At 72.0% G+C, this 12,029-nt stretch carries 12 protein-coding genes, 1 pseudogene and 1 riboswitch; of the genes and pseudogenes, 8 read left to right on the top strand and 5 right to left on the bottom strand.

The annotated features are described in order from the left end of the window. Nucleotides 1–102, top strand: a pseudogene (locus AC2D8W_RS22410) (IS5/IS1182 family transposase); the annotation flags it as partial. A 37-nt stretch (nucleotides 103–139) separates the two neighbouring features. On the opposite strand, the gene mtgA reads toward AC2D8W_RS22410, so the two are convergent. After that, complete coding sequence (gene mtgA / locus AC2D8W_RS22405) at nucleotides 140–841, bottom strand: monofunctional biosynthetic peptidoglycan transglycosylase (protein ID WP_484673392.1); 702 nt, start codon at nucleotides 839–841, stop codon at nucleotides 140–142. A gap of 89 nt (nucleotides 842–930) precedes the next feature. Between mtgA and AC2D8W_RS22400 the strand changes: the two genes are divergently transcribed. From AC2D8W_RS22400 to AC2D8W_RS22385, 4 genes are all read left to right on the top strand, one after another. Continuing rightward, entirely contained in the window at nucleotides 931–1,593 is a 663-nt protein-coding gene (locus tag AC2D8W_RS22400; protein WP_484673391.1) for a nitroreductase, read from the top strand. Beyond that, nucleotides 1,590–2,246, top strand: a complete 657-nt coding sequence (locus tag AC2D8W_RS22395; protein WP_484673390.1) for a lysoplasmalogenase family protein — start codon at nucleotides 1,590–1,592, stop codon at nucleotides 2,244–2,246. The genes AC2D8W_RS22400 and AC2D8W_RS22395 overlap by 4 nt, the downstream gene beginning before the upstream one ends. A gap of 71 nt (nucleotides 2,247–2,317) precedes the next feature. Continuing rightward, complete coding sequence (locus tag AC2D8W_RS22390) at nucleotides 2,318–2,794, top strand: hypothetical protein (protein ID WP_484673389.1); 477 nt, start codon at nucleotides 2,318–2,320, stop codon at nucleotides 2,792–2,794. A gap of 51 nt (nucleotides 2,795–2,845) precedes the next feature. After that, nucleotides 2,846–3,784 (top strand): cyclase family protein, encoded by a 939-nt coding sequence (locus AC2D8W_RS22385; RefSeq protein ID WP_293481074.1) that lies wholly within the window; start codon nucleotides 2,846–2,848, stop codon nucleotides 3,782–3,784. Nucleotides 3,785–3,797: 13 nt separating this feature from the next. Here AC2D8W_RS22385 and AC2D8W_RS22380 read toward each other — a convergent pair whose 3' ends face one another. Further along, the gene (locus tag AC2D8W_RS22380; RefSeq protein ID WP_484673388.1) at nucleotides 3,798–4,565 is read right to left on the bottom strand and encodes a hypothetical protein; all 768 of its coding nucleotides are present in this window, start codon (nucleotides 4,563–4,565) and stop codon (nucleotides 3,798–3,800) included. A gap of 122 nt (nucleotides 4,566–4,687) precedes the next feature. On the opposite strand from AC2D8W_RS22380, the gene AC2D8W_RS22375 reads away from it, so the two are divergent. After that, nucleotides 4,688–5,551 (top strand): dienelactone hydrolase family protein, encoded by an 864-nt coding sequence (locus AC2D8W_RS22375; RefSeq protein ID WP_293481070.1) that lies wholly within the window; start codon nucleotides 4,688–4,690, stop codon nucleotides 5,549–5,551. 10 nt (nucleotides 5,552–5,561) lie between these two features. Here AC2D8W_RS22375 and AC2D8W_RS22370 read toward each other — a convergent pair whose 3' ends face one another. Then, nucleotides 5,562–6,941: a M28 family peptidase gene (locus tag AC2D8W_RS22370; RefSeq protein ID WP_484673387.1), complete on the bottom strand. Its 1,380-nt coding sequence runs from the start codon at nucleotides 6,939–6,941 to the stop codon at nucleotides 5,562–5,564. A 37-nt stretch (nucleotides 6,942–6,978) separates the two neighbouring features. Further along, nucleotides 6,979–7,199: riboswitch (cobalamin riboswitch) on the top strand. An 81-nt stretch (nucleotides 7,200–7,280) separates the two neighbouring features. Here AC2D8W_RS22370 and AC2D8W_RS22365 point away from each other — a divergent pair. Then, complete coding sequence (locus AC2D8W_RS22365; RefSeq protein ID WP_484673386.1) at nucleotides 7,281–9,068, top strand: TonB-dependent receptor plug domain-containing protein; 1,788 nt, start codon at nucleotides 7,281–7,283, stop codon at nucleotides 9,066–9,068. A gap of 46 nt (nucleotides 9,069–9,114) precedes the next feature. Here AC2D8W_RS22365 and AC2D8W_RS22360 read toward each other — a convergent pair whose 3' ends face one another. Then, nucleotides 9,115–9,879, bottom strand: a complete 765-nt coding sequence (locus AC2D8W_RS22360; protein WP_484673385.1) for a sulfotransferase-like domain-containing protein — start codon at nucleotides 9,877–9,879, stop codon at nucleotides 9,115–9,117. Next, nucleotides 9,876–10,802, bottom strand: a complete 927-nt coding sequence (locus tag AC2D8W_RS22355; RefSeq protein ID WP_484673384.1) for an aminotransferase class IV — start codon at nucleotides 10,800–10,802, stop codon at nucleotides 9,876–9,878. The genes AC2D8W_RS22360 and AC2D8W_RS22355 overlap by 4 nt, the downstream gene beginning before the upstream one ends. Before the next feature lie 41 nt (nucleotides 10,803–10,843). On the opposite strand from AC2D8W_RS22355, the gene AC2D8W_RS22350 reads away from it, so the two are divergent. Then, nucleotides 10,844–12,028, top strand: coding sequence for a M24 family metallopeptidase (locus AC2D8W_RS22350; RefSeq protein WP_484673383.1), 1,185 nt, complete (start codon nucleotides 10,844–10,846; stop codon nucleotides 12,026–12,028). Nucleotide 12,029 lies beyond the last annotated feature (1 nt).

Raw genomic sequence — 12,029 nt, 5'->3', positions numbered from 1 at the left:
CGCCTGAAGGACTGGCGGCGCATCGCTACCCGCTACGACAAACTCGCAGCCGTCTTCGCCGCGACCGTCTACCTCGCCGCCGTCGTCACCTGGTGGACCTGATTGAGTCCGGAACCTAGAGCCCCTGTCGGAACGCGCCCTAGAGGACGCAGCTCGTCAGGCCCTCGCGGCGAACGGCGCGGGCGTTGCGGTTGATGCTGCCGGCCCGGCGCTTCATGTAGGGCCCGGGCTTGGCGGCCTTCCAGGACAGGGGCTTCGGCACGATGGCGGCGAGCCGCGCCGACTGCTGGACGGTCAGCTTCGAGGCGGGGACGTTGAAGTTCTTCCGGGCCGCCATCTCGGCGCCGTAGACGCCGGGACCCCACTCGATGGAGTTCAGATAGACCTCCATGATCCGCTCCTTGCCCCAGCCGATCTCGATCAGGACCGTGAACCAGGCTTCGAGCCCCTTGCGGACCCAGTCGCGGCCCGGCCAGAGGAAGATGTTCTTGGCCGTCTGCTGCGAGATGGTGGACCCGCCGCGCAGCTTCTTGCCGGCGGCGTTGGCGGCCATGGCCTTCTCGATGGCCTCGAGGTCGAAGCCCTTGTGCTCGCAGAACCGCGCATCCTCGGCCGCGATGACGGCGCGCACCAGGCTCGGCGAGATCCTCTCCAGCGGGACCCACCTGCGTTCCAGGCCGTGGCCTTCGAACACGCGCTGCACCATCAGGAAGGTGATCGGCGGGGGCACGAAGCGGTAGATGGCCACCACCGCGATGGGTCCGATCACGAAGATCATGAGGCCGGCGACGACCACCGCCTTCACGAAAGCCCCGAAGCCGCCCTTGCCGCTCTTCGCCACGCCGCTTGCCTTCACCTAGGGTGCTGATGGTAGGCGCCATTCTGACAGAGTCGGTCAACGGCCCGCTAACGGCCAGGAACGGGGGCGGCATGCAGGTTTCAGAAGCGATCGAGCGGCGGGTTTCCATCCGGGCCTTCAAGCCCGATCCCGTGCCGGGCGCGGTGGTGGCCGAGATCCTGGAGCGGGCCGCCCGCGCGCCCTCCGGCGGGAACCTGCAGCCCTGGCGGGTCTACGCGCTGGCCGGCGACGCCCTGGCCGGGCTCAAGGCCGCGGTCGCCGCGAACCCCTTCGGCGAGACCCCGGAGTACGACGTCTACCCGCCCAACCTCTGGGACCCCTTCCGGACCCGGCGGTTCCAGAACGGCGAGGACCTGTACGCGGCCATCGGGATCCCGCGCGAGGACAAGCCGGCCCGCCTGCGGCAGCTCGCGAAGAACGGCGAGCTGTTCGGCGCGCCCGTGGGCCTGTTCTTCTGCCTGGACCGCAAGCTGGGCCCGCCCCAGTGGGCGGACCTGGGCATGTATATGCAGAACGTCATGCTTCTGGCGCTCGAGCGCGGGCTGGACACCTGCGCGCAGGAGTACTGGGCCCGCTACCCCCAGACGGTGGCCAAGGCCGTCGGACTGCCCGACGATCACATGCTCTTCTCGGGCATGGCGCTGGGCTACCGGGACGATGCGGCCCCGATCAACACGCTGCGCGCCAGCCGCGACCCGGTGGACGTGTGGTGCGAGCTGAAGGGCTTCGAATGAACCCGAGGCGGATCCTGCTCGCGGCGGCGATCCTGGCCGGGACGACCTACGTCGCATCCTGGTTCCTGCCGTTGCCCGCGGCCGCCTCCGTCACCTGGAAGGGGGCGGGCGTCGCGCTGCTGGCGGTCTATGCGGCGACGATGGCGCGAGGCCTCGACGGCTGGCTGCTGGCGGCGGTGCTGGCGTTCGGCGCCCTGGGCGACGTGCTGCTCGAGACCCACGGCCTGGTCACCGGCGCGCTCGCCTTTCTGGCCGGCCACGTCACGGCCATCATCCTCTACCTGCGCAACCGCCGCCCCGCGGCGGCCGGGGACTGGGCCGTCGCGCTGGCCCTGTTCGTGGGGGTGCCGGTGATCGCCTATCTGCTGCCGCCACAGCGGGAGGGCGCGGGCCTCATCGCCCTCTATGCGGCCGGATTGTCCGCCATGGCCGCCGCCGCCTGGCTCAGCCGGTTCCCCCGGGCGCTGGTGGGGGCGGGCGCCATCATGTTCGCCGTGTCCGACCTGCTGATCTTCCTGCGCACAGGCCGGCCCGCCCTCGACACCTTCCCCCTGGGCCTCGCCGTCTGGGGCCTCTACTTCGCCGGGCAGGCCCTGATCGCGATCGGGGCCACGAGGGCGCTGGGCCGGGGCGCGGCCGGCAGGACTTCCTAAACCACGCCTCTTCAACCCGCCTTCACCCTGGCGTGCGCATGGTCGCGGCCGATCCCGGCCGAGCAGAACGCATGCGCCTCACGCCCCACCTTCTCATGCGCGCCTTCCGCGCCGCGAGCCTGCTGGCCGCGGCCGCCGGCGTGGCCGCGCTGGCCGGTCCGTTCAAGTACTCCGACCTGAACCTGCCGTTCCCGGACACCGTGGCGCACGCGCTGCTGTTCTATGGGCTGACCGTGGCGGCCATCGGCGGCCTGCCGCGAAGCCGGGCGAACGAGGTGGCACTTCTGATGCTCGGGGCCGGCGTGGCGAGCGAGGTCGCCCAGCAGATGGTCGGGCGGCAGATGTCGCTGCACGACCTGGCGGGCGACGCGGCAGGCGTCGCCCTGGCCTATGCGCCCATCGCGGTCACGCGGCTGCGGGAACTGGCGCGCACCCATCCGCACATGACCTTCGCGGAACTTCGCCGGATCGATCCGCGGCACGCGGCGCGCGGTCGCCGGCGCGCCGCCTCGGCGGCCGAGAACGCGCCGGCGGCGCCGGGCCCGTAGCGGACTTCGTCCCGCCGTGACACGCTCCCGGAAACACAAGGGAGTGACGTCATGGGTGCGAAATGGTGGGCGGCGGCGGCCGTCTGGCTGGCGGCGGCGGGCGCGGCGCAGGCGCAGGACGCCTGGCACCCTTCGCCGTACGGCAAGGACGACCTGCGGGGCGCGGTGAACAACCTGTCGGCCGAAGGCGTGAAGCGGGCGGCGGCGCTCGTCCGCACCGGCAAGGTGTACGCCCTGGGCGTGCCCACAGGCCCGGACAGCCCGGCCTACGGCGACCGGAAGTACAGCGCCGAGATCATCCAGACCCCGCCGCCCGGCCAGCCCCCGATCGGGCCCAACAAGGTGACCGCCCACGACGAGAAGGTGACGACCAGCATGGGGATCGGCACCCAGATGGACGGCTTCGGCCACCTGGGCATCGACAACCGGTACTACAACGGCCTGAAGGGCGAGGACCTGCGCACGCCGAAGGGCTTCAGCCGGCTGGACCTGGCCGACGTCCCCCCGATCGTGACCCGCGGCGTGCTCATCGACATGACGCGGCACTTCGGCAAGCCGATGCTGGACGGAGGCCAGGTGATCACCCGCGCCGATGTGCAGGCGGCGCTGAAGGCGCAGAAGCTCACCATCGGCAAGGGCGACGTGGTGCTCTTCCACACCGGCTGGATGAAGGTGATGGAGACCGACAAGGCTCGCTTCCTGGCGACCGAGCCCGGCATCGGCGAGGAGGCGGCGGTCTGGCTGGCCGACCAGGGCGTCGTCGCGATCGGCGCAGACACCGTGGCGCTGGAGCATATCCCCTTCGCCGATCCGGACCGCCAGTGGGTCGTCCACCAGACGCTCCTGGCCAAGAAGGGCGTCCACGTGCTGGAGAACATCAACACCGCGCCGCTGGCGGCGGACGGGGTGGGCGAGTTCCTGTTCGTCCTGGGCCAGCCGCGGTTCGTCGGCACCGTGCAGGTGGTGATCAACCCGATCGCCATCCGCTAAGAGGCCGCCGGCGCTAGAGGCCGTAGAACCGCACGAAGCTCTCTAAGGGCGCGGTGACGGCGAGCATGCGGTAGGGGAACACCTCCCAGGGCGCCTCGGGGTTCATCGCGGGCAGGCTCGCCACCACGGCGTCGCGGACGTCCGGTCGGATGCGTTCCCGGCTGTCGATCACCTGGCCCCAGGTCGCCGTGCCGCGCAGCCCGATGGGCGGCGCATGCGGCGCGCGCGAGGCGACGTAGTCCGGCGGGAAGAGGCGCCGGTAGGCCTCGAGGTTGTAGAGCCAGGATCCGCCGCGGATCTGCGTGGCCTGCGGATGGACCCGCCGCATGTTGGCGACCAGCGCGCGCAGTTCGGCGCGCCGCCGCGGGACCTTCGTCGCGGCGAGGGGCCCGCCGTCGTCGTCCGTGTCCAGGTTGTGGAAGTGGATGCGGACCACGCCGTCGTCGGTCGCGGGATCGTGCGCGAAGCAGCCGAAGCCGGTTTGCCCGGGATGCGGCAGGACCTCGTCGGACGCGGCGATGAAGGCCTCGCGGGTCAGCGCCAGCTGCGCGGCAAGGTCAGGCGCCGCTTCGAGCGCCTCGGCGTAGGGCGCCCAACCCGCGGCGGGCGGGCCCTCGCGCCAGACGCCCAGGCCCAGGCGGCGATGCAGGTTCGTGTGGGTCAGGGCGGTCTCGCCGAGCGGCGCGCCGGTGAGCTCGGCCATCCGGTTCGCGAGGCGCAGCTGCACCTCGAAATAGGGCGCGATGCGATCGGCGCGGGCGATCCGGTCGGGCGAGCTCATGGACCGGGCTGTAACGCGAGTCCCGTGCATTCGCCGTGGAGCTGTGGTTCCCTCGCGGCGAAATCCCGCCGCAACAATCGCCGTGACGCTTGGCGGCCAAGGACGAAGCCAGGGAGGTCTCCATGTGTGACGACGATATCCACGTCGGCCTGATCCACGATCCCACCGTGTCGCGCCGGACGTTCGGCCTGATGACGGCCGCGGGCGCGGCGGCGGCGGCCAGCGCCGCGCGCGCGCAGGCCAAGGTGGTGGAGAAGGACGTCGAGGTGAAGACCGCCGACGGGACCGCCGACGCCGTCCTGTTCCATCCGTCAGGCAAGGGGACATGGCCGGCGGTCCTGATCTGGACCGACATCGCCGGCCTGCGCCCGACGTTCCGCGAGATGGGCCGACGGCTCGCGGCCGAGGGCTATGTCGTCCTGGTTCCGAACCCCTTCTACCGGTCCGTGAAGGGCGTGGTGGCCGGCGAAGGGTTCAACTTCGCCAATCCCACGGACCGGGCCCGGGTGATGGGCTACAGGCAGGCCATGACCAACGCCGGGGTCGACGGGGACGCCAAGGCGTACCTGGCCTTCCTCGACGCGCAGCCGCAGACCAACAAGCGCAGGAAGGCCGGCGTGCAAGGCTACTGCATGGGCGGCCCGCTCTCGTTCCGGACCGCGGCGGCCGTGCCGGGGCGCATCGCGGCCGTGGGCAGCTTCCACGGCGGCGGGCTCACCACCAAGTCTCCCGACAGCCCGCACCTGCTGATCCCCAAGACCAACGCCAGCTACCTCGTGGCCGTGGCCGAGAACGACGACAAGCAGCAGCCCGACTCGAAGGACATCCTGAAGGCGGCCTTCGCCGAGGCGAAGAAGTCCGCCACGGTGGAGGTCTACCCGGCGGCCCACGGCTGGTGCGTCAAGGGCAGCCAGGTCTACAACGAGGCGCAGGCCGAGAAGGCCTGGGCCGAGCTTCTGAAGCTCTACAAGGCCAGCCTGGCGTAGGTCGCCGCCGTCACTTCGGGACGGGAGGGGCCCCGGCGCGGTCGAACGCGCCGGCGGCGCCGGGAAACACCACCGGGCTCTCGTGGCCGTCGGGACCGATGGCGCTGACGCCGAAGAACCAGTCGTCGATGTTGACGGCCTTCAGCACCGCCTGGCCTGTGGGCGGGACCACGCGGGAGAAGCGCCACTGAGGGTCGGTGGTGGCGCGCCACCAGACCCGGTAGGCCGCCGCGTCGGGCGCCGGCGTCCACCTGACCGTCGTGTCGGCGCTGACCGCGCCCGAGATCTCCACGCCCGAGGGCGGACGGGGCGCCAGGGCGAGGGCCGCCATGGACGCCACGTTCAGGCGCGTCACCTGGGCCAGGTAGGCGAAGTCCACGCCGTCGATCGTGTCGCCGTACCGGATCCCGTTCTCGGTGCGCAGGTTCTGGTGCTGGCGGGTGTAGTTCTCCACCGCCTCGGTCACGCGGACGGCCGGGAAGCCCGCGCGCAGCATCTCCACCTGGTCGCCGCCCCGGCCGTAGCGGTCGGTGCGGTAGACCATCACCACGTCGAGGTTGGTGAGATAGCGGTCGGCGACGACGTCCATGAAGCGCGCCAGGTTCCGCGAGGGGCTGTCCACCTCGCCGCCGTTGTAGCGGCGGCGGTCGGCCTGCGCGGGCGTCTCGGTGGAGCGCGTGCCTTCCGAGAAGACGCGCACGTGGGTGTTGTCGCGGACCCCGGACAGGCCCTCGGTGTTGCCGATGATGTCGTTGTTGAGGTTGGCCGCTACGAACCAGCCCCGTTCGACCGCGTGCTCGGCGAGGATGCGTCCGCCCAGCAGGCCCTGCTCCTCGCCGGCCAGCGCCGCGAAGACCAGCGTGGCCGGGAAACGATGCCGGCAGAGGACCCGCGCCGCCTCGATGACGGCCGACGTGCCCGAGCCGTCGTCGTTGGCCCCGGGCGCGTCCGAGGTGAAGTCCTTCGCGTCGGTGGCGCGGCTGTCGTAGTGGCCCGAGATCACGATCACCCGGTCGGGGTCGGTCGTTCCCGGCAGGACGCCCAGGACGTTCACCACCTCGGTGGGCCCCGCGAGGCGCTCGGCGGTCATGGTGCGCGACAGCGTCTCGACCCGCAGGCGTCCGCCGCAATCCTTCGAGATCGAAGCGAACTCGGCCGCGATCCAGCGCCGCGCCGCGCCAATGCCCCGGCGATCGGACCGGGTTTCCGAGCCCGTGTGCCGGGTCCCGAACGACACCAGCCGCTCGATATCGGCGCGCTGCCGCTGCGGCGACACCTCGGCGACGATATCCTTCAAGATCGAATGATCTCCGCCGAGCGGCTGGGCCGCCGGGGCCGTCGCGGCGGCGCAGACCGAGAGGGCCAGGGTGAACGCAAGGGAAGCACGCATGGCCGCGGACCTTGCCTCGCCCCCGGAACGGTAGCAATACGCGGGGCGTGAAGGCGGTCCCCCTGACGGGGGCCAAGAGGGAACCGGGGTGAAACTCCCCGGCTGTGCCCGCAACTGTGAGCGGCGAGGGCCGCGTCCGATCCTGCCAGCCTCGGCCCGGCAGGACGCCACTGGGAAGCCCGACGGGACTCCTGGGAAGGCGAGGGCGAGGCCTTGTGACCCGCAAGCCAGGAGACCTGCCGTCTTCTTCCGTCGCTCGTCCGCGGCCCGGGACCAGGCCAACGACCGGCAGAGCCGAGGCTCTGACGCAGGCGACTCCGAAGCTGGAGTCTGACGTCAATGCGATCCTACCTTCTTGCCACCGCGGCCCTCGCCGCGGCCGCCGCCGCGCCGGCCTGCGCGGACACCTCGGTCGACGAGGTCGTCGTGACCGCCGCGCGCCTGCCGGTGGACCCCGAGGAGATCACCGGCGCCCGGGTGATCGACCGCGCCGAGATCGAAGCGCGGAACACTGCCTTCGCGGCCGACCTCCTCTCGACCGTGCCCGGCGTGTCCATCGCGCGCACCGGCGCGTTCGGCGGCGTGGCGGCCATCCGCATCCGCGGCGCCGCGCCCGACATGACCCTGGTGCTGATCGACGGCGTGCCGGTCGGCGACGGCGCGGCTCCGAACGGCGACTACGACCCCTCGTCGCTGCAGACCGCCGACCTGGAGCGGGTCGAGGTCCTTTCCGGGCCGCAGGGTTCGCTGTGGGGCTCGGAGGCCATCGGCGGGGTGGTCAGCTTCACCACGCGCGAGCTGGACGGGCTGGAGTTCGCAGCCGAAGGCGGCTCGTTCACGACGGCGCGGGGCTTCGCCGGCGCGGGGACGCGCAGCGAGCGCTACGCCCTCAGCGCCACGGTTACGGGCTTCCGCACCGACGGGATCTCGAAGGCCGACACCGGCGCCGAGGACGACGGCTTCAGGACCTGGACCGCCAACCTCGGCGGCCGCTTCACCGCCTCGCCCCAGGTGCGCCTGGACGGGCGGTTGCGGTACACCCGCTCCACCGTCGAGATCGACGGCTATCCGCCGCCGCGGTTCGAACTGGGCGATACGCCCGACCGGGCGAAGACCCGCGCCTGGCAGGGTTTCGCGCGGGCGAGCGTGGACGCGCTGGGCCTCACGCACGAGATCAGCCTCAGCGCCTACGACCTGCGGCGCCGCAACCTCTCGTCCTTCCCGTCCGTGGTCGACGCGGACCGACAGGTGCTCCGCTGGACGGCGACGCAGGGCGACCGCTTCGTGGTCGGCGCCGAGCATCAGGCCAGCGAGGCCGACCTTTCGACCGGCCTTTCGCGCAACCTCTCCAACACCGCGGTCTTCGCGGTGGGGCAGGCGCGGCTGGACCGGCTGACCCTGACCGGCAGCGTCCGGCACGACGACCCCGAGGCGTTCCGGGCCCGGACCACCGGCCGGCTCTCGGCGGCGCTCGACGCGGGCGGGGGCTTCCGCGTGGTGGCGTCGGCCGGCACGGGCTTCAAGACGCCGACGGTCAGCCAGGTCGTCTGCGACTTCTGCTTCGCGCCGCCGGTCGCCCTGCGGCCCGAGCGCGCCGAGGGCTATGACCTTCGGCTGGGCTGGTCGAACGCCACGGTCTCCGCGGCCCTGACCGCGTACCGGCTGCTGGTGCGCGACCAGATCGCCTACGTCGCCAGCCGCTACATCAACATCGCCAAGACCAGCTCCAGCGGGCTCGAGGCCGAGGTGGACGCGCGGCTCGCCGAGGGCGTGCGCGTGAAGCTGGCCTACGCCTGGACGGACGCCATCGACCGCTCGACGGACCGCAGCCTGCTCCGCGTTCCCGACCACGCGGGGTCCGCGTCGCTGCTCTGGGACCGCGGCCCCTGGTCGGGATCGGTCTCGGTGCGGGCGGAGTCGAGCCAGTCCGACACAGCCCGGGACGGCTTCAGCCGCGCCGTCCGAGGCGGCTTTGTCACGGCCGACGTCTCGGCCGCCTACGCGGTGAACGAGGGCCTGACCCTGACCGCGCGCGTCGAGAACCTCGCCGACAGGCGCTACGCGGAAACCCTCGGCTACCGTGAGCCGGGGCTGGCGGCCTATGTGGGGTTGAGGCTGCGGCGGTAGGCGGCCAATCGCGCGAGACTCCTGACTCGGAGCCTCATCGTCCCGTTCAGACGGTCCGTCTGAACGGGAGAGGCTCCGGGATCGGCGCCGGCGGTTTCAGCCGGTGCGCCGCGAGGGCCTCGTAGTGGGGTCGGGCGGCGTCCGCGATCCGCGCGAGGTGGTCGGGCAGGCGCGGATACGCGCGGCGCTCCGGGGCCTCGAAGGCGGTCGAACGCTCCACCGCGTCGTACCAGGCGGGCGCCCAGACGCCGTCCGAGGCGCGGCGTCCGGCCGGCCAGCTCAGCATCTGTTCGCGGAAGGGGATATCCAGCGCATCGCACAGGGCGCAGAGCATCGCCGGCGGATGCGCCAGGATATCGGCGCCCCGCACCACGGGCGGCGCCTGCCCCAGCGTGTCGGCCACGCGGTCGAACAGCGCGCGCTGCTGCACGACGCCGATGTCGTCCAGGGTCGCCTCGGCGCGCCTGGCGACGTAGGAGGCCAGCACCTCGGCCGGGTCGCGGATCAGGAAGGCGCTGCGCCGGCCCGCCACCCAGTCCAGGCCGAAGCCGGGCAGCATGTGGTGGGTCATGTGCTTCTCGTAGACGAGCGGGCCGCCGAGGGCGTCGAGGCCGGTCACCACGTCGCGCCAGTCGTGCGGCTGGGCCGCCAGGACCTCGTCCCGCATGGGATGATCGAGCCCGGTGCGGGCCAGGTAGGCCGCATAGAACGGCTCGTCCACGACCTGGCAGTCGGGCCGGTTCTCGAAGCTGCGCATCATCGCCGTGGAGATGTTGCGCGGCCCCGACCACATGGCGATGCGGATCGTCATGCGTTGCGCCGCCCGTCGCGGGCGTCCTCGTCCTTGAGCGCCTCGTAGTGCGTGCGGAGCCGGGCGGTGACGGGGCCGGGGAGGGGGTGCGGGAAGTCCCGGCCGTCCAGCGACCGGACCGGCGTGAGGCCGCCAAAGGTGCCGGTGACGAAGGCCTCGTCCGCCTCGGCCACGTCGGCCAGCTCGAAGTCGCCGAGGGTGATCGGCACGCCGTGGCGGCGGCAGAGCGCGATGACGTTCGCCCGGGTCACGCCGTTGAAGCAGAAGTCGCCGGTGGAGGTCATCACCCGCCCGTCCTTCACCCAGAAGAAGTTGGTGGCGTTGCAGGACGAGACGAAGCCGTTCGGATCCAGCATCAGCGCCTCGTCGCCGCCCTTGCCGATGGCGTCGATCAGCGCGCGGATCAGGGCGAGGCGGCTGTGCGAGTTGAGCCGCATGTCGAACATCTCGCGCGGCGTGCAGACGATCTCGGAGGTGGCGAGCGCGAGGCCGCGGGCGGCGACCTCGGGCGAAGGGCTCTTGTACTCTGCCGTGATGACGATGGTGGGCCTGCCGAGCCAGTTGCGGGGGTCCTGGTTCACCGCCGCCTTCTCGCCGCGGGTGACCATCAGGCGCAGGTGCGCGCCGTCCACCATGCCGTTGGCCGCCAGGGTGCGTTCGATCTCGGCGGTCAGCTCGCTGGGGGTGAGGCCGAGCGGGAGCTGGATCGCCTCCAGGCCCGCGAACAGCCGCTCCAGGTGCGCCTCGAGGAACAGCAGGCGGCCCTTGTGCAGCCGCAGGCCTTCCCAGACGCCGTCGCCCAGGACGAAGCCTGCGTCGAACACCGACACCCGGGCCTCGGCGCGCGGCACGAGGTCGCCGTTCACGTAGATGCGCAGGTCCGCGTTCCGCGGGTCCGCCGCGAAGTCCTGACTCCCAGCCATGCCCCAGCCTATACACGGGATGACGGAGCGAAGGAGCAGACATGGCGATCGGCGGATCGACGGCCGAGGCGGAGCTCGCGGACCTGGGCCCCTGGTCCACCCCGGCGCCGCCGATCGCGCGCGCCGAGCGGCTGGCGCGGCTGGCGAAGGCCCAGTCGCTGATGACCACCGACGCCCTGATCATCGGGGCCGGCGCGTCGCTGCGCTACTTCGCCGGCGTCGGCTGGAACGCGACCGAGCGGCTGGTGGCGATGATCCTGTCGAAGACCGGGACGCCGGTGATGATCTGCCCGCGCTTCGAAGAGGGATCGCTCCTGGCCTCGCTCGGCGTCGAGGCGCCGCTCAGGCTGTGGGAGGAGCACGAGAGCCCCTACGACCTGTCCGCGCAGGTGCTGGCCGGGATGGGCGCCCGCTCGCTGGCGGTGGATCCGGCGCTGGCGTTCGCGATGTTCGACGCGCTGCGGATCGCGGCGCCCGATGTGGCCATGGCCAACGCCGCCCCGGTGGTGGACGGCTGCCGCATGATCAAGTCGCCGGCCGAGCTCGCGCTCATGGCGCAGGCCAAGGCCATGACCCTGGAGGTCCACCGCCGCGCCGCGCGGATCCTGCGCCCGGGGATCACCACCGGCGAGGTGCGCCGGTTCATCGACGCCGCGCACCGGGCGCTCGGGGCCGACGACGGCTCGTCGTTCTGCGCGGTGCAGTTCGGCGAAGCCTCGGCCTATCCGCATGGCCTGCCGGGCGAGCAGGCGCTGAGCGACGGCGACCTCGTGCTGATCGACACGGGCTGCCGGGTGCAGGGCTACAACTCCGACATCACCCGCACCTACGTCTTCGGCCAGCCGACGCAGGAGATGCTCCGCGTCTGGGCGGTGGAAAAGAAGGCCCAGGCCGCTGCCTTCGCGGCGGTGAAGCCCGGCGTTCCGTGCGAGGAGATCGACGCCGTGGCGCGAAGGGTCCTGGCCGCCGAAGGCTTCAGTCCGGACTACGACCTGCCCGGCCTGCCGCACCGCACCGGCCACGGCATCGGCCTGTCGATCCACGAGGCGCCGTACCTAGTGCGCGGCGATCGCACGCCGCTGCAGCCCGGCATGTGCTTCTCGAACGAGCCGATGATCGTCATCCCGGGCGCGTTCGGCGTCCGGCTGGAAGACCATTTCCGCGTGACGGAGGAGGGCGCGGCCTGGTTCACCCCGCCGCAGCCCGCGATCGACCAGCCGGTCTAGG

The organism is Phenylobacterium sp. T106, from assembly GCF_057219735.1.
This window is presented reverse-complemented; position numbering and strand designations above follow the sequence as displayed.